The sequence below is a fragment of the Stenotrophomonas sp. YJH_SMC_6 genome, assembly GCF_059371335.1.
In genome coordinates this window covers 66,170-87,592 of the sequence record NZ_JCAFUM010000014.1, presented here as the reverse complement: position 1 = coordinate 87,592, position 21,423 = coordinate 66,170, and the positions used below count along the sequence as shown (strand labels likewise).

16 protein-coding genes are annotated in these 21,423 nt (G+C 65.6%); 9 read left to right on the top strand and 7 right to left on the bottom strand.

The features are described 5' to 3' along the window. Nucleotides 1–4 precede the first annotated feature (4 nt). The 4 genes from AC5P9N_RS16585 to AC5P9N_RS16570 all read left to right on the top strand — a co-directional run bounded on the left by AC5P9N_RS16585 (nt 5) and on the right by AC5P9N_RS16570 (nt 6,576). Nucleotides 5–1,033, top strand: coding sequence for an SIS domain-containing protein (locus AC5P9N_RS16585; protein ID WP_005411044.1), 1,029 nt, complete (start codon nt 5–7; stop codon nt 1,031–1,033). Next, nucleotides 1,033–2,181: an N-acetylglucosamine-6-phosphate deacetylase gene (nagA, locus tag AC5P9N_RS16580; RefSeq protein ID WP_005414488.1), complete on the top strand. Its 1,149-nt coding sequence runs from the start codon at nt 1,033–1,035 to the stop codon at nt 2,179–2,181. The genes AC5P9N_RS16585 and nagA overlap by 1 nt, the downstream gene beginning before the upstream one ends. Next, nucleotides 2,181–3,248 (top strand): acyltransferase family protein, encoded by a 1,068-nt coding sequence (locus AC5P9N_RS16575; protein WP_099484084.1) that lies wholly within the window; start codon nt 2,181–2,183, stop codon nt 3,246–3,248. The genes nagA and AC5P9N_RS16575 overlap by 1 nt, the downstream gene beginning before the upstream one ends. A 298-nt stretch (nt 3,249–3,546) precedes the next feature. Then, a complete protein-coding gene (locus AC5P9N_RS16570) occupies nt 3,547–6,576 on the top strand; it encodes an autotransporter family protein (protein WP_099484085.1) in 3,030 nt (1,009 codons plus the stop codon). A 207-nt stretch (nt 6,577–6,783) separates the two neighbouring features. Here the strand turns inward: AC5P9N_RS16570 and AC5P9N_RS16565 are convergent, their stop codons facing one another. Continuing rightward, on the bottom strand, nt 6,784–7,218 hold the full coding sequence (locus AC5P9N_RS16565) for a hypothetical protein (RefSeq protein WP_099484086.1): 435 nt from the start codon (nt 7,216–7,218) through the stop codon (nt 6,784–6,786). 416 nt (nt 7,219–7,634) lie between these two features. Here AC5P9N_RS16565 and AC5P9N_RS16560 point away from each other — a divergent pair, with 416 nt between their 5' ends. Continuing rightward, nucleotides 7,635–8,672, top strand: a complete 1,038-nt coding sequence (locus tag AC5P9N_RS16560; protein WP_044570878.1) for a S41 family peptidase — start codon at nt 7,635–7,637, stop codon at nt 8,670–8,672. Between the two features lie 3 nt (nt 8,673–8,675). Continuing rightward, nucleotides 8,676–9,011 (top strand): hypothetical protein, encoded by a 336-nt coding sequence (locus tag AC5P9N_RS16555; protein ID WP_044570875.1) that lies wholly within the window; start codon nt 8,676–8,678, stop codon nt 9,009–9,011. A 70-nt stretch (nt 9,012–9,081) separates the two neighbouring features. On the opposite strand, the gene AC5P9N_RS16550 is transcribed toward AC5P9N_RS16555, so the two are convergent. Together AC5P9N_RS16550 and AC5P9N_RS16545 are read right to left on the bottom strand one after the other, a co-directional pair. Continuing rightward, a complete protein-coding gene (locus AC5P9N_RS16550) occupies nt 9,082–10,572 on the bottom strand; it encodes an XVIPCD domain-containing protein (RefSeq protein WP_239498929.1) in 1,491 nt (496 codons plus the stop codon). Further along, the gene (locus AC5P9N_RS16545) at nt 10,569–11,207 is read right to left on the bottom strand and encodes a hypothetical protein (protein WP_099484756.1); all 639 of its coding nucleotides are present in this window, start codon (nt 11,205–11,207) and stop codon (nt 10,569–10,571) included. Before AC5P9N_RS16545 ends, AC5P9N_RS16550 begins: the two co-directional genes overlap by 4 nt. 688 nt (nt 11,208–11,895) lie before the next feature. Between AC5P9N_RS16545 and AC5P9N_RS16540 the strand changes: the two genes are divergently transcribed. Further along, nucleotides 11,896–12,330, top strand: a complete 435-nt coding sequence (locus tag AC5P9N_RS16540) for an SseB family protein (RefSeq protein ID WP_005411035.1) — start codon at nt 11,896–11,898, stop codon at nt 12,328–12,330. Nucleotides 12,331–12,409: 79 nt separating this feature from the next. Here AC5P9N_RS16540 and AC5P9N_RS16535 read toward each other — a convergent pair whose 3' ends face one another. Both AC5P9N_RS16535 and AC5P9N_RS16530 read right to left on the bottom strand, forming a co-directional pair. Continuing rightward, a complete protein-coding gene (locus AC5P9N_RS16535; RefSeq protein ID WP_099484755.1) occupies nt 12,410–13,630 on the bottom strand; it encodes a multifunctional CCA addition/repair protein in 1,221 nt (406 codons plus the stop codon). A 204-nt stretch (nt 13,631–13,834) separates the two neighbouring features. Then, nucleotides 13,835–15,820, bottom strand: a complete 1,986-nt coding sequence (locus AC5P9N_RS16530) for a transglycosylase SLT domain-containing protein (RefSeq protein ID WP_154329599.1) — start codon at nt 15,818–15,820, stop codon at nt 13,835–13,837. Nucleotides 15,821–15,970: 150 nt separating this feature from the next. On the opposite strand from AC5P9N_RS16530, the gene AC5P9N_RS16525 reads away from it, so the two are divergent. Then, on the top strand, nt 15,971–16,378 hold the full coding sequence (locus AC5P9N_RS16525; protein ID WP_024957020.1) for an ExbD/TolR family protein: 408 nt from the start codon (nt 15,971–15,973) through the stop codon (nt 16,376–16,378). 56 nt (nt 16,379–16,434) lie between these two features. Here the strand turns inward: AC5P9N_RS16525 and AC5P9N_RS16520 are convergent, their stop codons facing one another. Continuing rightward, nucleotides 16,435–17,322 (bottom strand): hypothetical protein, encoded by an 888-nt coding sequence (locus AC5P9N_RS16520; protein WP_138970171.1) that lies wholly within the window; start codon nt 17,320–17,322, stop codon nt 16,435–16,437. Between the two features lie 629 nt (nt 17,323–17,951). Here AC5P9N_RS16520 and AC5P9N_RS16515 point away from each other — a divergent pair. Further along, complete coding sequence (locus tag AC5P9N_RS16515) at nt 17,952–20,813, top strand: TonB-dependent receptor plug domain-containing protein (protein ID WP_099484753.1); 2,862 nt, start codon at nt 17,952–17,954, stop codon at nt 20,811–20,813. Between the two features lie 44 nt (nt 20,814–20,857). On the opposite strand, the gene AC5P9N_RS16510 is transcribed toward AC5P9N_RS16515, so the two are convergent. Continuing rightward, nucleotides 20,858–21,292: a hypothetical protein gene (locus AC5P9N_RS16510; protein ID WP_180863432.1), complete on the bottom strand. Its 435-nt coding sequence runs from the start codon at nt 21,290–21,292 to the stop codon at nt 20,858–20,860. Between the last annotated feature and the right edge of the window lie 131 nt (nt 21,293–21,423).

The window sequence follows — 21,423 nt, the reverse complement described above, 5'->3', positions numbered from 1 at the left end:
TGCCATGTCGCTGTCAGACCCCACGTCCACCCTGATGTTCGCCGAGGCCGCTGAAGCGGCCGACGTGGTCGCGCGCCAGTTCTCGCGCAACCACGCCACCATGGAAACCCTGGCCGCCAGCCTGCGTGCTGCACCGCCGCCGTTCGTGGTCACCTGTGCACGCGGCAGCTCCGACCACGCCGCCACCTATGGCAAGTATCTGCTGGAAACCCAGCTGGGCCTGGTGGTCGCGTCGGCCTCGCCATCGGTGGGGTCGGTCTACGCCGCACCATTGCAGCTGCGCGGCGCACTGTTCATCGTCATCTCGCAGTCGGGCAAGAGCCCGGACCTGCTGCGCAACGCCGAGGCCGCCAAGGCGGCCGGTGCGCGCGTGATCGCGCTGGTCAACGTCGAGGATTCACCGCTGGCGCAGCTGGCCGACACGGTCATTCCGCTGCACGCGGGTGCCGAAAAGAGCGTGGCGGCGACCAAGAGTTACCTGGCGTCGCTGGCCGCGCTGCTGCAGCTGGCCGCGTACTGGAAGCAGGACAGCAGCCTGCGTGCGGCGCTGGACCTGCTGCCCGATGCGCTGCGTGAGGCGTGGCAGTGCGACTGGAGCGCGGTGACCGAAGGCCTGGTCGAGGCCACCAACCTGTTCGTGCTCGGCCGTGGCCTTGGCCTGGGGGCGGCGCAGGAAGCGGCGCTGAAGTTCAAGGAAACCTGCAGCCTGCATGCCGAAGCCTACAGCTCGGCTGAAGTGAAGCATGGCCCGATGGCGCTGGTCGACCGCGGCTTCCCGGTGCTGGCCTTTGCCCAGCCGGATGAAACCGGCGCCGGCACCCGTGCCGTCGTCGAAGAATTCACCGCGCGTGGCGCACAGGTATGGATGGCCGGTGCTGGCGGCAACCTGCCGGTGGCTGCTGCGCCGCACCCGCTGTGCGCACCGCTGCTGACCGTGCAGAGCTTCTACCGCGCGATCAATGCGCTGGCGCTGCGTCGTGGCTTCAACCCGGACCTGCCGCCGCACCTGAACAAGGTGACGGAGACCGTGTAATGGCGACCGTCCTGCGCAATGCCCGCATCCTGGCGGGCGACGACTTCCGCGATGATCTGGCGCTGGTGATCGAGAACGGTCGCATCAGCGCGCTGTTGCCCGACGCCGCACCGCAGCTCGGCCATGCCGCCGAGCAGGTGGACCTGGGTGGCGGCTGGCTGCTGCCCGGCTTCATCGATGTGCAGGTCAATGGTGGCGGTGGTGCGCTGTTCAACAACACGCCGGACGTGGCGGCACTGCGCACCATCGCGCAGGCGCACCGCCGTTTCGGCACCACGGCGATGCTGCCGACTCTGATCAGTGATGACGTGGCAGTGATGCGCGAAGCGATCGCTGCGATGCGCGAGGCGATCACGCAGGGTGTACCAGGCGTGATCGGCATCCACCTGGAAGGCCCGTACATCGCACCGGCGCGCAAGGGCACGCACGATGCCAGCAAGTTCCGCGTGCCGGACGAAGAAGAAATCGCGCTGGCGGCATCGCTGGACAACGGTGTGACCGTGCTGACGCTGGCGCCGGAGCGCGTGCCGCTGGAGACCATCCGTGCGCTGGTCGAGCGTGGCGTGATCGTTGCCGCCGGGCACACCGCAGGTACCTACGAAGCGATCCGTGCCGGCCTGGATGCCGGTGTGCGTGGCTTCACCCACCTGTACAACGCGATGTCGCCGCTGCAGGGCCGTGAGCCCGGTGCGGTGGGCGCCGCATTGGAGGACCGCGACAGCTGGATCGGCATCATCGTTGATGGCGTTCACGTGCACCCGGCCAGCCTGCGCGTGGCGCTGGCGGCCAAGCCGCGAGGCCGCCTGCTGCTGGTGACCGATGCGATGCCGCCGGTCGGTGCCGACGATCCCAGCTACGTGCTGTACGGCGAAACCATTACCGCCGTCGACGGCGTGGTGCGCAATGCTGCCGGTTCGCTGGCCGGCTCGGCGCTGGACATGGCCACCGCGGTGCGCAACACCGTGCAGCTGCTTGGCCAGCCGCTGGCCGAAGCGGCGCGCATGGCGTCGACGTACCCAGCGCAGTTCCTCAATGTCGATGATCGCCTGGGCCACATCGCCGAGGGCTACCAGGCCGACCTGGTGCTGCTGGACGACGCCCTGCAGGTGCGGGGTACCTGGATTGCCGGACAGTACGAGGCCGCCTGATGAACAGTTCGCCGCCACGCCGGCTGGGCTCGATCGATGCCCTGCGCGGCATCACCGTGGCGGCGATGCTGCTGGTCAACAATCCGGGCGACTGGAGTGCGGTGTTCGCGCCGCTGCGTCACTCGGAATGGCATGGCTGCACGCCCACCGACCTGGTGTTCCCGTTCTTCCTGTTCCTGGTGGGCGTGTCGATGGCCTTCAGCGTGGCACCGCGCGCGCAGGATGCGGCGGCGCGACCCGCGTTGGCGCGCGGCGTGCTGGAGCGCGCGCTGCGCATCCTGGTGGCCGGTGCGCTGCTGCACCTGCTGATCTGGTGGGCACTGGATACGCATCACTTCCGCATCTGGGGCGTGCTGCAACGCATCGCGGTGTGTGCGGCGTTGGTGGGCGTACTGGCGGTCTACGCGCGACCACGCGTGCAGGTGGGCGCTTTGATCGCGCTGCTGGTGGGGTACACCGTGTTGCTGCTGGGCATCGGCGACCTGGCGCCGTGGACCAACCCGGCCAGCCGCCTGGATACCGCGCTGTTCGCACCGTGGATCTACCAGTGGCATGCCGATACCGGCCTGGGCCATGACCCGGAAGGATTGCTGAGCACGCTGGGGGCGCTGGCCAGTACCGTGCTCGGCCTGCTTGCCGGTGGCCTGCTGCGCAACGGGCGTTCGGCGGCATTGGCAGGGCTGGGCGTGGCGACCGCTGTGCTGGGCCTGCTGCTGGCCGTGGTGCTGCCGTTGAACAAGCAGCTGTGGACGCCCAGCTACGTGCTGTGGACCGGCGGCCTGGCCGCGCTGGCGCTGTGGCTGGGCCACGTGCTGATCGACCAGAAGGGATGGCCGGCACTCGGCCGGCGCTTCGGGGTCAATGCGATCACCGCGTACCTGGGGGCATCGGTGATGTCGGTGGTGCTGATGGCCACCGGGATCTGGGGGTGGATCTGGCAGCAGCTGGCCACCGCGATGCCGCAGGCGCTGGAGCTGGCGTCGATGCTGCAGGCGCTGGTGTTCGTCGCACTGTGGTGGGGCGTGGCGTGGTGGCTGGATAAGCGGAAGATCTACCTGAAGATCTGACCCCATCCGTCAACGGCATCCACGCATGGCGTAGATTTACCAGTGCCGTGAGCGAATCGACTGGCGATGCAGGATCAGTAGATCCACGCCATGCATGGATGCTTTGCGCGTGATTCCGCATGCCGGAAAAAATGAACGATTTCAGCCACATCACATCGGTGTGAGGGCTGGGCGATTTCACATCTGAACTGTGATTTCCCGCACGCAAGTTCACCTATCGGAATGGTTCACCACACGGCAGACTGCAAGCGCCGTGCCGCACATACGCAGTTCCTGATTTCCCGCCCAGGAGTGCCCCATGTACCGTGCCGTTCCGCGTGCGTTCCGTCCGCGCCGCCTTGCTGTTTCCGTGTTGCAGGCCCTCGCCGTTCCCTCCCTGCTTCTGACGACCGCCAGCGTTGCCTGGGCCGGCTGCAACAGCCCGGCACCGACTGCCGGCCAGACGGTCACCTGTGATACCAACGCGCCGAATCCGCAGGCCACTCCCGTTACCGCAAATGGTGCGGCCGGCATCACCGTCAATGTCGCCGCCGGTGCACAGCTGCAGCAGAGTGGTGGTGGATCGGCCATCGCGCTGGTGGGCGCCGGTGGTCACCTGCTGTCCAACCAGGGCGCGATCAGTTCGGTCGGCGGTGTAACCGTGCAGCTTGGGGGTGGCAGCCGCGTCGACAACACCGGCAGCATCAGCACCGGCAACAACACCGCCCTGCAGTTCGTCGGTGCGGGCGACAGCGTGCTGGTCAATCGAGGAACGATCAGCGGGCGCACCGGCGTACAGTTCGATGCGGGCAATGATCGCCTCGAGATGCAGAGCGGCAGCATCAGCGGCGGCGTCCTGCAGGGCGATGGCAATGATGTGCTGCTGCTCAGCGATGGCACGATCGACAGCGTCGACCAGGGCGGCGGCGATGACCAGATGACCGTCACCGGCGGCGCCGTCACCGGCGTGGTGGCGCAGGGCAGTGGCCGCGATGATTTCATCATGAGTGGCGGCACGATCGGCGCGCTGCAGCAGGGCGACAACATCGATACCTTCCGCATGAGCGGTGGCCGCATCATCGGTGCGTTCGAGGATGGCGACCAGGCCTGGATGACCGCTGGCCGCATCGGGCGCGTCAACATGAAGCTGGACAAGAACCTGTGGGACCAGTCCGGCGGCACCGTGGACGGCAACGTGGTGACCGGCTTCGACACCGACACCATCATCATCTCGGGCACGGCCTACATCGGCGGCAACATCAGCGTCAGCGGTGGCAACGACAGCGTGACCATCACCGACGGCACCGTGCGCGGACAGGTACTGCTCAGTACCGGCAATGACACCTTCAACTGGAATGGCGGCGGCATCGTCTACGGCGCGATCGATATGGGCCCGGACAACGACGTGGCCAATCTCAGCAACCTCAATCAGGGCAACCTCGGTGCGGTGCCGCTGTTCGACGGTGGCAGTGGCATCGACCAGCTCAACCTGAGCAACGTCAAGACCGCAGGCGTGGGCCGTTTCCAGAACTGGGAAGCGATCAGCCTGGCCAACAGCACCGAGTTGACCTTCGATGGCGACCTGGTGCTGGGCGACAGCGGAACCGGCACCGGCACGCTCACGGTGGATGACACCAGCACCGTCTACGCGGGCAGTGGCAGCCATGCCGTCCGTCCGTTCAACAGTGGTGCACTGGTGGAGATGGTCAATGCCGGGCGCATCGACCTGACCGGCACCGGCGCCGGCGACGTGTTCACCGTGCGTGGCAACTACCGCGGTAACGGTGGTGGCCTGTACCTGCGCACCGTTCTGGGGGCGGATAATTCAACCAGCGACCGCCTGGTGATCGATGGTGGTGCCGTCACTGGCACGACCGGCATCGGCGTGCTCAATGCCGGCGGCAGCGGCGCTGCCACGTTGGCCGATGGCATCCTGGTGGTGCAGGCCTTGAATGGTGGCCGCACCGCGCCGGGTGCGTTCTCGCTGTTCGCGCCGGTGGCGGCCGGCGCCTACGAGTACTTCCTGTTCAAGGGTGGTGTCAGTGCCGGTACCAGCGAGAACTGGTACCTGCGCTCGACCCTGGTGGCCGGCCCGGCACCAGCGCCAAACGGAAGCGGTATCAATGGCGTGCCGCCGCCGCCGACGCCACCCGTCGCACCACCGCCACCGATCACCCCGGCACCGCCGCCGCCGCCCGAAGGCGCCACCGATCCAGACCTGACTGCCGGCGAGACCGCGCCGCCGCCGCCGCCGCCGGAACCGGCACCTGTGGCGCCGCCCAGTGATCCCGCGGTGCCGGACGTGCCGATGGCCGGCGGTGCGCTGCCCGGAACCGGTACGCCGCCGACGCCGGGCGCACGCCCCGCCGAAGGCGCGGTGGTGCCGCTGTACCGCGTGGAGACTGCTGCCTATGCCGTGGTGCCGCCGCTGCTGCGCGAGACCTCGCTGGCCAGCCTGGGTACCTTCCACGAGCGGCAGGGCGAGCAGCGCCTGCTGTACAGCCAGGGTGCGTTCCGCACCGCCTGGGGCCGTCTGGTGGGGCAGAGCAGCGAGATCCACTGGAAGGGCGATTCGCAGCCCGGCTTCGATGGCGATGTGATGGGCCTGCAGGCCGGCCTCGACGTGTGGGCTGCTGCTTCTGACAACCACCGCAACCAGATCGGCGTGTTCGTCGGCCGCACCCGCGCGCAGGGCAAGACCACCGGCCTGGCACTGGGCTGGGAGAACGTGCAGGTAGGCCAGAACCGCCTGGACGACAAGCACGTGGGCCTGTACTGGACCTTCACCGACAGCAGTGGCGGCTACATCGACGCCGTGGCGATGCAGAGCCGCTACGACGGCCGCGTACGTTCCTCGCGCGGGCTCGGCTTCGGGATCAAGGGTGATGGCACCAGCGTGTCGGTGGAGGCGGGCAAACCGCTGCTGCACTTCGGGCAGTCGGCGTGGTGGCTGGAACCGCAGGTGCAGGTGATCTGGCAACGCACCTCGCTGGACGACCGCCGCGATGAGGTGTCGAGCGTACGCTTCGACAACGACAACGCCTGGACCGGCCGCATCGGCCTGCGCCTTGCCGGCGACTATCAGCTGGCCGACAACGGCTGGCAGCCGTACTTCAAGCTCAACTACTGGCATGGCCGTTCCGGCGAAGACCGCGTCGGCTTCGACAACGACACGATCATCAATTCGCAGCGCTCGCGTGCACTGGAGGCCGGCGTCGGTGTGGTCGGGCGCTTCAACCGCACCATCAGTGCGTACGCGGTGGCCGACTACACCCGCGAACTGGGTGGCGATCGCAACGAGAAGCGCCGCATCATCGAAGGCAACATCGGCCTGCGCGCGGACTGGTAGCGCGCGGTGCAGATGTCATGACCCGCTCTGGTAGGCGCCGACCTTGGCCGACACGATGCTTCTCGCTGCCATGACCTGCTGGTAGGTGCCGACCTTGGTCGGCACAGGGCCAATCGACGCCATGATCCGCTCTGGTAGGTGCCGACCTCGGTCGGCACGAATCCCACCGATGCCATGACCTCCGCGCAGCCGAGCAACGGCTCGGCTCTACAGCAGCGGTGCGCACGCATCCGCTTCCACCAGCGCGCTGGCATGATCGGCCAACACCACCACCGCTTGCAGCAGGCATTCCTCCACCTGCGGCGGACACTGCGCCTGCGCATCGTCCGTCTCGCGCGCCGACTGTGCAGCCAGCAGTACCCCGCCGCACGCAGACAATGCTGCCAAGCAGCGCGTCGCCTCGGTCAGTTCCCGGCCACGCACATCGCTGAGCTGCCGTTCGCGCCAGACCTGACCATCGGCGGCGTGGCTTTGCGCGATGCCGTGCAACCGGGCGAAGAAGGCCGGCGGCGGAGCGTGTTCATGGGCTTCTGTGAGCGCATCTTCCAACGCCTCGGCTACGGCATTGGAGAGCTGCAGGCCGGGCATTGCGGCACCGAGCAGTACATGCAGGCGTGGATAGGTGGGGTAGAGCGTGGTCATGGCAGCAACCTCACAAGGCTGGGCCACCTGCAGGGATGCAAGGTGGCGGGCGGTGCGGGTTGGCGTGCCGGTGAAGCTACCCAAAGGAAACGAAGCCGGCGGATCGGAAGGATCCCCACGCACCGCCCGCCGCAGAACGACGGACGGTGCAGTATTCGAGCCCACGACATGGTCGCAAGCCCGACTTCAGGTAGCTTCATTCAGGACGCCAATCCCGACCAGCGCAGGAGGCGCCGACGGGGCCACCTTGGCGCGTTGTGCGCCCCGACGACATGGGTAAAGTTGCAATGTGGTGACCGCACGCAAGCCGTCTTGCTGCAATCTGCGGAGGAGGCAGATACGACAGTTCGCGCATGGCGAAAGTGATCATGCCCCGGTTATGCTGCGCGCCTGACTCAACGACAAGGAAACGTCGCATGCAGGTTCGCAAGGGAGTGCGTCGCATCGGCGCGCTGATGCTCATGTTGCTGGCGACCGGCGCCATGGCTGATACGCCAGGCGCGGTCGAGGTGCCCTCGCCGGAGGCCCAGGCCGAGATCCTTAATCTGCTTGAACGCCAGGCGCTGTATCGCGATCGGGTGGACTGGGCCGCCACCCGTGTACGCCTGCAATCGGCGCAGGGCGACCCCGCGCAACGGCTGGCCGTTCTGCGCGAAGCCATTGCGCTCAGCACGGGCAGCCACGGCGTATGGACGACGACCCAGCGCCAGAGCGAATCCCTTGCGCGCGCGCAGCAGGCCGGCGCCGCCGCCGTGGACCGGGCCAAGGCGGCCGATGCGGTGGATATGCGCATCGGCTGGGTGGTCATCGAGGGCTATGCCTCCACGCCGGGCGCGACGCCGCAGGAAAAGTTCCGCCAGGACATCCAGCGTGCCGCGCGGTGGCAGCAGGTCATCCGCAGCAAGGACGACGGCGCGCGCTGTGGCTGGATCGTCGACCTGCGTGACAACAGCGGCGGCAACATGTGGCCGATGCTGCTGGGCATGGCACCGCTGCTGCGCACCTCGGTAGTGAACAACGAAGATGTGGGGTCGTTCGAAACTGCACAGGGGCCTGAGCGCTGGACGTTGACCGCGACCGCCGTGCAGCGTGCAGGCAAGTCGGTGCTGGACTTCGGCCAGTCCGGCTATGTGCTGCGGCAGCCCGGCGCGCCGGTGGCGGTGCTGTTCGGGCCGCGCACCGGCAGTTCGGGCGAGGCCTCGGTGCTGGCGTGGCGTGGTCGTCCGCAGACGCGGAGTTTCGGTCAGCCCACTGCGGGTGTCTCCACTGGCAATGTCGTGCAGACGCTTGCCGATGGCAGTCGCCTGCTGCTGACCACCACCGTGATGCGCGACCGCAATGATCGTGGTGATGGCTTGAAGATCGAGCCCGACCAGCGTATCGAGGGTGATGCCGCCACTTTGGCCGCCGCCCAAGCCTGGCTGCTGGCCCAGCCCGCCTGCCAGGCGCGCTGACCCATGATCTTGATCGGCCAGCAGGAGCGGGTGGTGGTGGTCGGCCCGACCGAAGCCCACCACTGCCTGCGCTGCCAGGCGGAAACCGAGTTCGCGCCCCGGCTGCGCTACAGGATGGCGCGCATCGACCTGCTGTTCGGTTTCACCTACCAGCGTCGCTACGAGCTGGCCTGCACCCGGTGCGAGCACGGCTGGGTGCTGGATACCGAGACCATGGACCAGCAGCTGGGCGGGGTGCCGATCCCGTGGCGGCACCGCTTCGGCCTGCCGTTGATGCTGGTGGTGGTGGTGGGGCTGGCGGTGGCCGGATGGATGTGGCGGAACCTGTACTCCTCCTAGGGAGAGGGCGGGCCGACACAGCCTCAGCAGGCCGTTCCAGCGGGCGCCAGCCTCCGGTGGGGCCAAGCCATCAGGCTGGCCTAGCCCATGCGCATCGCTGTTCGGGTCTGCTCTTGGGTTTGCTCTTGCTGAGCGACCTGCTGTGCCTGCGAAATCTGCTCGTGGCGAGCGACTGATCTACGGGTGTATTGACCGCCTCGCTGACCGCAATCGATGCCCTCAGGTGTGCCGGATTGTCGAGCGCTCCCTGCACGACGAACATGCGAGGTCCTGATCCATCGCTGGGAGGGTTGCCCAAGACAACATGATCGACGCGTTCCAGGCCGCTGCGCTTGGCCGTTGCAAGCAGGCCGGCCGTCACGCGCTCACTGGTTTCATCGAAGCCGCGCCCGTGCCTGGCATCCACGGCCGATACACCGTCGCGAATCTGCCGGTAGAGCGCATGGTCGGGGTGGCCTTCCTTTCGGGGATCCAGGCCTGCCTTGTCCAAGGTTGATTCTATGCTCTCCTGCAATGGGCTCTTGGGAGCGAAGCCTGGGTTGCTCAGAGAAGGCGAGCCCTTTTCGGTTGCCTCTTGGACCGGACGCTCCCCAGCCTTCAATGCACTTTCTGCGTGCTGCACGGCTTCGGCTTCGCGACGGGCGTACGCTCCGGCTTCCCCAGTGCCGAGAAGGTAATTGACCCCGTCGCGCAGGAGTCCAGGGCCACCGCCGACAAGTACGGTCGCCCCCAGGCGCAACTGGTGGATGTCTTTGCGATACTCCGCTATCCGGCGTAGGTCCTCGGCATCAGTGATCCGCGCCCCGGGGTCGTCCAGTACGGACTGCACTGGGCCCTTGTCGGTCATACGGTCAATGAAGTGAACCATTCGATGGGAATCACCCAACTGGACCGCAACCGCAGCGGACATGACATGGCCGCTTTTCATCCCAAGCGATACGAGCGAGGCGATGCGCTGGCCCTGTTCGGCATCGCGCAAGACTCCCAGTTCCTTGGGGAGCGCGTACATCTCAACCTTGCCGTAATGAGGGCCGGCCGCACTAACCAGGTCGCCCGCCATCACATGGTTGGTGAAGGGCGCCGCATTGGCCGGCTGGCCTTCAGGCAGGCGATACGCCAGCCCCGCAGCGCCGTAGGGATTGAAGGCGTCGCCAGGAAGATTGTAGTGGTAGGCAGTGATCTGCGCGAGTGCGCCGCCTAGGGAATGTCCAGTGACGTACACCGGACCATATCCGTTTTCCTCAGCTTGCTTGATTGCCTGCTTGGTCAGTACGAGGGCATCATCAATCTGTGCGTTGACTCTGGCGCTGACCATCGCTGCGTCGACGCCGCCATCAAGTATGGCCTGGCGATCAAACTCGGTGCCTCGGTGGGCGATGATGATCTCGTTGGTCTTGATGTTCCGGTACACAACGCCTTGATACCCGCTGACTGCGTCACGTCGCCCTAGAACTTCGAAGTCTTCACCATCAACGCGCAGCGATTCCTTATCGCCTGGAGCTGGATGTGACGGTGGGGAGTAGGCTGCATTGGCTAGGGCTGCATTGGTTAGAGGTCTCATGGGACGATTCCTTTCGAAGGAGACGATATCTCTATGGCAAAGTACTTCTGCTTCTCGATATCAGACAATCTGTTGTAGCTATACTGGGACTGCGTTCGCACCCACCCAGGCGTCGAACTCTTTGTTTGCAGGGTCATTTGACTGTCTGCGTACGAAATCGACGTGAGTAGTTTCTTCAGTTCGAGATGGTGGACGGCAACTGATATGAAGCCTTCGCGTCCCTCGGAAATGACTGGGAATGAAGCTCGAATGATGCTGGGTTTCCATTCGCATGGCCCGCGCCCGTAATAGTCAGCGACTGCCATGCCGTCCTCGAACACGGTGCTGCTGAACTCGGTTGCACTGACGCGTTGTACTGGGAACTCTACTGAGTGCCGTTGGGGGGCGTACTGCACACCCTCGTAGTTGTTGATCGGTGGGAGGCAGAGCGGGTCTATCTCGTAGGAGACGAAAACCTTCGGGAGGGTGAGCTCCACAGGCGCATCGTGGACCCGGATCACAATCGGTAGCGCATCCTTGGGTGCAGGATTCTCGCGATAGACCGGGTATGAGCGTTCCTTGTTGCATCCGGAAATGGCCAGTGTGATCAAGGCGATCAACGCCACGTGAGTGAGGGGGGGGGAGGGTTTCAGCATGAGCGGTCCATGTCGCTGATTGAAGTAGGCGCCTCTTCAGGGTTACTACGGGGCACGGTTCTCTGCGCGTGAGGATACTGGCAGGATTGCCCTGATCCTTGATCGGCTGGACAGGAGGGATGGCCGAGGAAGACGGCGCGATGTACCGCGTTAAGGGGCACATGCGACAGGTTGTCCCGCTCGTGCTGCCAGCTTCCTTGGCCTCCATCTATGCATGCCTGTGGCGCGAGGCCTCGCGAGGTAGCGTTCATCGGCGTTCCATTGCTCTACGTCATACGACTATACGACCCGCTCCAGCCGTGCTCAAAGCTCTTGGTCATGCCAGTCTCAACGTCCTTCCAGGATTGAGTGGAGCGGCGCCGGCACACGGTCACAAGCGAATTGGACACATTGACGATTTCGTCAGACTGTCGAAGCAGGCCTTAACAATTCCCCCGTCGAGCGGTTCAGGTGGGGTAGCAGGGTTCTAGCATCTGCGGCCGGCCGTATCCTGCCCGCCATACTTTCCTCCCAAAGCTATCAAGACTTCCGCACGGCCCCGAATTCCTATGGCGGGGCCCAGGCCGGTGAGCGCTGGGCGCTTTGGTACATCGGCCGCTGAAGCCCCGCGCGCCCCTGCCGACACGCTGCCGTGCCTCACCCCCGGCCTGCTAAAGTTGCAGCCTGCAACCACGTACCGGAACCGACCATGGACCACGACACCCCGTTCGAACCCCTCAACGACCTCGAGGTGCGCCTGCTGCAGGCCCAGGACGGCACGCTGACCGCATCGCAGTTCCTCGATGGCCTGCTGACCTCGACGGCGTTCGTGCTGCTGGACAAGGCCATCGGCGAAGACGGTGCCTGGGACGAGAGCATCTCGCCGCTGGTGCTGACCAGCGAGAGCGGCGAGCCGATGTTCGCGGTGTTCACCGCGCCCGAGCGCGCGGGCCTGTGGCACGAGCAGCTGCCGCAGTTCGCGCATGCCATGCCGATCGCGGTGCACGCGCTGCTGGCCGGGATCGGCGACGGCGTCGGCCTGGTGCTGAACCCCGGCCTGGACGTGGGCATGGAGATGATTCCCGATGCCGTGGCCCAGCTGAAACAGCGGGCGGCGGCGATCACCCGCGGGATGGCGCATTGAAGCCAGCGATACAGGGTTGCCGGCCAGCGGCCGGCACTACCCATGGGAGTCGGTGCGCGGCCGCCACGGCGGTTGCGGATCAGCGGGCGGCGGCGATGGCTTTTACGCGCGCCTTGGCCAACGCTTCACCGATGGCCGGGCCCTTCAGATGGGTGGTATCCAGGTCCCGCGCCTGTACTGACAGTGCCGCCTGGTGCAGGCGCTTGAGCGTTTCGCCCTGCGGGTAGTCGGCGTCCTCGAAGCCGAGCCGGCCGCGTTTGTCGGCCTCGCAGCACAGTGCGATGCGGGCCACACGCTCCGGCCGGCGCAGCGCATCACAGCGGCCCAGCAGTTCCAGCACGGTGGCATCGCGCAGTTCATCGATGCGGTGCACGTTCAAATGCTCGCGGCACACCGCTTCAGCCAGCTGCTGGTGTTCGGCAGGAATCTTCAACCGCGCGCACAGTGCCTTCAGCGGTTGGATGCCGCGCTGTTCGTGCATGATGTGGCGCGGCCACTCCTCCGGCGGGGTCAGGCCCTTGCCGAGATCGTGGGTAAGCGCGGCAAAGCCGACCAGGTCATCGCCGGGGGCCAGCTTCGCCGCCATGTCGCTGACCATTTCCTGGTGGATGCCGGTATCGACTTCCGGGTGGAATTCGGCACGCTGCGGCACGCCATACAGCGCTTCCAGCTCGGGCAGGATCGGGCCCAGTGCATGTGCATCGTGCAGCGTGCGCAGGAAGGCGGAGGGCCGCTCACTGACCAGCGCCTTGCGCAGTTCCTGCCAGACGCGTTCCGGCACCAGCGCGTCCAGTTCGCCACTGGCGGCGATCTCGCGCATCAGATCCATCGTTTCCGGCGCAACGGTGAAGCCCAGCGGCGCGAAGCGCGCCATGAAGCGCGCCGCGCGCAGCACGCGCAACGGATCTTCCACGAACGCAGGGCCGACATGGCGCAGCACGCGCTGCTCGATATCACGCACGCCGCCGTAAGGATCGACCAGCGCCCCGCTGTCTTCGTCGCAGGCAATCGCATTGATGGTGAAGTCGCGGCGCTGCAGGTCTTCTTCCAGCGTCACTCCCGGGTCGGCATCGACCACAAAGCCGCGATAGCCGCGGCCGGATTTGCGTTCGGTGCGCGCCAGTGCGTACTCCTCACCGGTCTTTGGATGCAGGAATACCGGGAAATCGCGGCCGACCGCGGTGTAGCCCTGCGCTTCCATCTGCGCGGGCGTGGCGCCAACCACCACCCAGTCATGGTCGCCGGCGGGGCGCTGCAGCAGGCGGTCGCGTACGGCGCCGCCGACAAGATAGATCTTCATGGCTGGAATCATCGCATGCCCGGCGAAGATGCACCGGTAGTGCCGGCCGCTGGCCGGCAACCGCAGTCACCCCGAAGCTGCCGGCCAGCGGCCGGCACTCCCGATACAGCGGCCAGCCTGATCCAGGCCAGCAGGCTCATCGTTTCACTCCTGGGCGTGGATACCGGGGAATGCCGGCCAGCGGCCGGCACTACCGCAGTGCGATCAATCCCCGCCCTGCTCGGCGTTGGCGGCGCAGCTGAAGTTCTTGCGCTTGTCCACCAGGCGGCCCATCAGGCGGTCGCTCAGCGGCAGTGCATCACCATTGAGGCGCCAGTCGTAGATCACGCTGAAGGCCAGCACACGGGCGACGTACTCGCGGGTTTCCTTGTAGCTGATGGTCTCGATCCACAGGTCCGGGTCAAAGCCCGGGCGCTGGCTCTGCCAGCGCGCGGTCGGGGTCGGGCCGGCGTTGTAGGCGGCGATGGTCACGTACGGCAGGCCGTCGTACTTGTTCATCAGCTGGCGCAGGTAGGCGGTGCCGATGGCGATGTTGGTGTCCGGGTCGTAGAGGCTGTCGGCGCCGCCGTAGCCGGTCAGGCCGATCGACTTGGCCACACCGGCACCGGTGGCCGGCAGCACCTGCATCAGGCCCATGGCGTTTGCAGGCGAGCGCGCACGCGGGGTGAACGTGCTCTCGGCGCGGATTTCCGCCGCCACCCAGGCCGGATCGATCGCGTTGCGTGCCGATTCGCGGCGGATGGTGGCGTCGTGGTGCAGCGGGAAGCGCAGGTCGTACAGGCGCTGTTCCTGCGGCTGCTTGCCGAGCGCGAACACGGCGCGGTCGAACCAGCCGTTGTCCTGCGCGACGCGTACCGCGAGGCGGCGCTGGGTGTCATCGAAGCGCGACAGCGCGCTGTTCCATTCGGCCACGGCCCAGCCGGTGCGGTCGATCTGGTACAGCGCCATCGCGCGCTGGATGGCCGGGTCACGCGCGATCACCGCCTGTGCCTGCGCGCTGTCATTCGGCTTCCAAGGGCACAGGGTATAGCCCTGCTGCAGCTTGTCGGCAGCCAGGAAGCCGTGGAAGGTCGGTGCGCGCGCGGCCTCGCGGAACAGCGGCTGCGCCTGCTGGGACTGGCCGGTCTTCTCCAGCATGCGGCCTTCGAAGTAGCGCCAGCGCGGGTCGCTGCGCTGCTTGCTGCTCATCTTGCGGATCGCGGTCAGCGCTGCCGGCCAGTCGCCGCGCGACATCGCTTCGCGCACGCGCCATTCGTGCAGGCGTTCGTCATACGCCGATTCCGGCACTGCGTTGAGGCGGCGTGCCGAATCGGGCAGGTAGGAGGCCACCGTCCACAGCGCGATCTGGTACAGCACCTGGCCCTGCTGCTCGGCACTCAGGCCGAGCGCCTGGGCGTACTGCGGCAACTGCTGTTCGGTGGCGGCCGGGTCGGCCTTGGCCAGCTTGGCCAGGCCGTCGGTGGCGATGCGCCGGCTGCGCTCGTTGCGCGGCCAGTTCAATGCGCTGGCATTGGGCTTGTCGACAAAGGCGGCGTAATTGTTGGCCAGCGCCAGGTCGGTGGCAGGCAGGCCACGTGCGGCGCTGCGCATCACGGCCGGCTGCTGGGCGTCGGCGGCGGCATCGATGCGTTCCCAGCGCAATGCGTCACTCAGTCCGCCCTGAGCCTGCAGCACGGCGAATACCGCGTCGCAGCCGTCCGGCAGCGACTTGCCGTTCTTGCGCCACAGGTCCTGTGCCTCGCTGATCCACTGCGGATCGACCTTGCCCGTCACCTGGCGCGCGGTCAGCTGCGCACAGCGCAGGCCTGCGTTGTCGGTGGGCGCCCAGTTGGCGAGCAGGGTGGGCCAGTCCTGGCGGCGTGCGACCGAGGGCAACCACACGCTGCGGAACGTGTTGGCCACGGCCTGGCCGTCATAGCGCTTGAGGAAGGCCTGGGCCTGCGCGGTATCGACGGTGTCGATGTTGCGGCGCAGGTTGGCGTACTCCAGCCAGCCGTAAGCCGGATGGCGGCTGAGTGCGGCGGCCTGGCCGGGATCGAACTGGCCGCGTTCGGCGGCAGCGATCGCGGCCTTCAGCTGCGCGTTCTGGGTGTCGAGGGACTGGGCATTGGCGCAGCCGATCAGCAGCGAGGTGGCCAAGGGCAGCAGGGACAGGGCGGTCGAAGAGCGTCGGGTCATGGCGCCCAGCATAGCGGGGGCTGGCTGAATTCAGTTTCGCATTGCGTGCACGCCGGGCGTCGGCAACGACAGCTGAACGAACCCGTACAGGCACTGCCGCAGGTGACGGAAGGCGACGTACTGTCGGCCTTGGGCGAACGGCCCGGCTGCACGGAGCGGCACATGGCGTTCAGTAGCGCAGGAAGAAGCGGCCCGCTGGCGGACATCAATGTCACGCCACTGGTGGATGTGATGCTGGTGCTGTTGATCATCTTCATCGTGACCGCGCCGATCGTGGCCCGGCCGATTGCCGTGCAGCTGCCACAGGCCACCGATCGCACGATCGATCGCCCCGAACCGCCACCGCCGATCGAGCTGAGCCTGGACGCTGGCAACCAGCTCAGCTGGAATGGCCAGCCGATGGCCATTGGCGATCTGCAGGTGCGCCTGCAGGCACAGGTGGGCGAACATGCCGGCAACCTGCCGGAGCTGCGCATCGCCACCGATCCGGCGGCCGAGTACGAAGGCATGGCGCGGATTCTGGCCGCTGCCGAGGCCACCGGTATGGAGCGCATTGCGTTCGTGCGGTAGGGCTATCTAAACCGCCGCTCATGGGGAGATTGCGACATGAGCGGCGGATGTGGGTGTCAGTATTGCTGGCAGTAGACTGTGCGACCATCCCAACTGCACGAGATGCGGCTGCTGCTTCCGCGCTGGACGGGGACTCCATACATCTGTGCGGATCTGACCCAGTTGTCCAGGTCACGATGCTGGCCGAAATAGTATTGTCCGGCGTACGAAGGGGCGGAGATCGGGTCGGCGATGGATTCGTCAGGAACCTTGTTGCCTGTGCTGTCGCGACTTTCGCCCTTCTGATACTTGGCTTCGGCCACGTTGTCGGGTGTTACTCGATAAAGCGTCTTTGACCCGTCACGCCATGTGATCATTATTGCTATGGATCCGCCACCTTTGAGACCTGCCCAGTTCAGGGCCGCTTGTTGAATCGAGAGCGCAATGCTGTTCCAGGTTGGGCTTCCCGTATTGGCTCCTGCCAGTTCTGTGGCTAGATACTGGCCAAGTCTGGTTCTCAGTGTGGCTGAGGCGACGATGTCGAAGGTATTGGAGGACTTGTAAGACTCGGGAAACCTCACTCCATTGGTGTTTCCGGGGTTGTCTGGATGCAGCACGACTACTGATCCGCCTCCTGCCATCGCGTGGGCCTCTTCAGGTGACGCTCGAAAGGCTGACGTCGCATCCAGAATTCGTAGGAAGGCCATTTGAATCTGTGCGGGAACCGGTGTCGAAAGTGCGCGCCACTTTCTGATCTCGCGATCATATTCAACTTCGAAGGCGCTCAGTCGGGCTTTTTCGAAGTCCATTACAACCGCCAACCCGGAGCCTGACATCAGGGCTGCATCCTTGGGAGATGCACAGTTGTTGCATTCAATCAGGCCCCCCGCTCTCGATTCGCTTGCCGGGGACAGAAGCAATGCCGTGACAATCGCGACATGGATCATGACGGTGATTGTTTTCACAATTGAGCCTCATGAGAATGACTGGGGTTCTCAGTCTCACCTTGGTCGGCCCCGAAAATCCGTTTGACGAGCAGTTTTCAAACTGTTCCTAAATGTTGTCTGAATTTGCTCCGTAGGTTCAAGCTAGTCGATGCATGTAGCTCTGTCATCGAGATGGCAGGATCCGAAAGAGCAGACATTGAGTGCCTCACGTTCGCACGGTGATCCCGGCGATCTGCAGTCCATCATTGCAAGAGCTCCTCCCTACGGGTTACTCACCATCTTGGTATGAGTTCCAGCTAGAAAGCGATCTGATCGACACCGTCAACCGATGGCAACGGCGATCATCATGCTGCCGATGGCGAAGGCGCATTGTCGTTGGACGGATCGGCAAGAGCACTTGTCCAATTGCGGGAAAGCCGGGAAACGGCTGTCGCACCTGGCATTAACGACGTTCGCAGCGAACAGTATCGTCCGGTCATAACCTGCAGCTATCTGACGTAATCGGCCTGCAATTGCGTCAATTCCGCGTGAAATAGTGTCGATCATCACGCCGTGATTTTTACCACTTGTTTACAAAGGAGACGCTGCCGCCACGCAGGGGGGAGCGCGGCAGTCCAAGTCCCGACATTCCTTTGGAGAGAGAGCGAATGAAGTACCTGCACCACCGCCCTTTGGCGGTTGCCGTTGCGCTGTGCGTGACGGCCCTGGCACCGTTGGGTGCCGCTGCGCAATCCACCACCAACCTCGATGCGGTGGAAGTGACCGGTACCCGCATCAAGCGCGCTGAAGTCGAAGGCCAGGTGCCGATCCAGACATTGACGCGCGGTGACATCGAACGCACCGGCCTGACCTCGATCGGCGAAGTGCTGCAGCAGCTCACCGGTTCCGGTTCGGCGCTCAACGCCAAGTTCAACTCGTCCGGCAACTTCGGTTTCCCGCCCGATGGCAGTGGCGTGGGTGCCGGCTCGGCGCAGGTCGATCTGCGCCACCTGGGGGCCAAGCGCGTGCTGGTGCTGGTCGATGGCATCCGCTGGGTCAATGAGTCGTCCGCCTCCGGCGTCGGCTCGGCCACCGATCTCAATACCATTCCGCTGGCCATCGTCGAGCGCATCGAGGTGCTGGAAGATGGCGCGTCGTCGCTGTACGGCTCCGATGCCATTGCCGGCGTGGTCAACATCATCACCCGCCGTGACTTCGATGGTGGGCAGGTGACGCTGAACTACGGCGAGTACAGCAAGGGCGACGGCACGCAGAAGGGCGTGGACCTGGCCTGGGGCAAGAGTGGCGACCGCTTCAGCCTGTTCCTGGGCGCCAGCTGGACCAAGCAGGATCCGGTATTCGCCAAGGACCGCGAGCAGTCGCGCTTCCCGATTCCCGGCACCGGCCTGGCGTTCGGCAGCGGTGGCATTCCGCAGGGCCGTTTCATGTTCACCGACCCGAACACCGGTGCGGTGCAGAACATCGTGCCCAATACCGGCGTGAGCAATCCGCGCTACGACGGCAGCGCCGGCTGCAGCCGCACGGATGACTACCACTGCTTCACCACCGCCGACCGCTTCAACTTCGCCGAATACAACATGGTGCTGACGCCGTCGGAGCGCAAGGGCCTGTTCGGTCAGTTCCGCTTCGACATCACCGACAACGTGCAGTGGTACGTCAAGGCACTGGGCAACCGTCGTGAGTCGACCAACCAGGCCGGCCCGGAGCCGCTGTTCTTCGGCCCCGATGGTGCCACCGGCAATCCGCTGGCCGACAACATCGTGGTCTCGCGCCTGAACCCGTACAACCCGTTCGGCTTCGATCTCGTTTCCGGCGACAACATGAGCCTGATCGGTCGTCGCCCGGTGGAAGGCGGTGCGCGCGTGTTCAAGCAGAAAGTGGACACCACCTACTTCGCCACCGGCCTGGTCGGTGACTTCCATGCCGCCGACCGCAGCTGGTACTGGGACGTCAACGGCATGTACAGCAAGAACAAGGCCGAACAGACCAACTACGGCAGCTATGACATCTACAAGGTGAACATGGCGCTGGGCGATCCGTCCGTCTGTGCGGCCACGCCGGGCTGCGTGCCGCTGAACATCTTCGGCGGCGTCGGTTCGATCACCCCGGACATGCTGAAGTGGATCCAGCCGGTGGTGCGCGACCGCAGCCAGAACGAACTGAGCCTGTTCACCGCCAACCTGTCCAGCGAGCTGTTCTCGCTGCCGGCCGGTCCGGTATCCTTCGCCACCGGCTTCGAGTACCGCAAGTACAAGGGCTCCTACCAGCCCGATCCGCTGACGGTGATCGGCCACTACAACGGCGTACCGTCGCAGCCGACCTCCGGTTCCTACGACGTCAACGAGGCCTACCTGGAGTTGAGCGTGCCGATCTTCGCCGATTCCTCGTTCGGCAAGAAACTGGACCTGAGCCTGGCCGGCCGCTATTCGGACTACTCCACCTTCGGTGGCGAGTTCACGCCCAAGTACGGCCTGCGCTGGCAGGTGACCGATGACTTCGTGCTGCGCACCACCTACGCCGAGGGCTTCCGCGCACCGTCGATCGGTGAACTGTACGGCTCGGCGGCGCGAGCCGACCTGCAGCTGTTCGACCCGTGCTCGGTGGGTCTGGGCGGCACTCCGCCGCGTGGCAGCGCCGCCAACTGTGCCGCGCTGGGCGTGCCGGCCGGCTTCCAGCAGGCCAACTCGCAGATCTCGGTGACCACCGGCGGCAACCGCGAGCTGGAGCCGGAACGCTCGCGCAGCTTCAGCGCCGGCTTCGTGTGGAGCCCGTGGTTCGGCAACAATGCGTCGTGGTCGGAGCGCTTCGATGTGGAGGTGACCTTCTACCGCCATGCCATCGATGGTGCGATCCAGGCGATCAACGCGCAGACCCAGCTGGACCTGTGCGTGGATACGCTGGACCCGGTCTACTGCGATGGCATCACCCGTGCCAGCACCGGTGCGGTCAGCACCTTCAACAACCGCCTGACCAACCTGGGTTCGATCAAGACCGACGGCTGGGACGTGGATCTGTTCTGGACCCTGCCGCAGACCTCCATCGGCCAGTTCAAGCTGGCGTGGAAGAACACCTTCGTCGGCCGTTACGAGGCCACCGGCGCGGCCGGGCAGAAGCAGCCGCAGAAGCCGGGCGTGGAAGTGGCCGACAGCTCGATTCCGGAGTGGACCAGCAATGCCAGCATCGGCTGGACGATGGACCGCTGGAGCGCCAACTGGACGGTGCGGCACATCTCCGAGCTGACCGAGAACTGTGGCGATGCCGCGGCCTTCCCGGTGTGCAGCAACCAGGCAGCGGGCACCAACACGCTGTCGGCCACCACCTTCCACGACATGCAGGTGGGCTACAAGATCGACTGGATGAAAGGGTTGCAGCTGACCGCCGGCCTGAACAACGTGTTCGACAAGGATCCGCCGATCTGCCTGTCGTGCTCGTTGAACGGCTACGACGCTTCGACCTACGACATCCCGCGTGGCCGCTACTGGTACCTGCGCGCGGATCTGCGGTTCTGATGAGGGACCGGTGCCGGGCATGTCCCGGCACCGGTCATCAGGGATCAATCCGGAATGTCCTGTTCCGGGGCGTCCTGCTCAAGGGCCGCGCGGCGGAAGGCTGTGCGCGCCCAACCCAGCCCGACCACGATCATCATCGGCCCAGCCGCGAAGGCGGGCAGTGACGGGATGCGGAACTGCGATTGGTGCTCGATCAGCAGGTTGTAAAGGATCCAGACAACCAACAGCAGGCCGATGACCGCACACAACAGCCCGAACAGCACCTGCGGAACGCCCATTGCCAGGCCGAGCGCTCGCTCGGTACGGGTGGGGCTGGGGATGGCACGCAGTTCACGGCCCAGATCGAACCAGGACAGGATGGCGGCGGGCAGGCCGATCAGCAGAAGCAGGATGAAGTAGCCGTTGCCGGTGCCGATCATCAGCGGTAGCGACGAGAACAGGGCCACGAGCGAGAGGCCGAGTTTCGTGCGGGTGCGCATGGCCGGTCGTCCTTGAAGGGGGAGGCGCAAGGTGCCCGTATGGCACGGTTCGAAGCTGCAGGCCACCGTGTCCGCGACGCTACACCTGCCGGGGCGCCACTGCAACGAGGGCGCTGTGCGCCCCCGTTGTA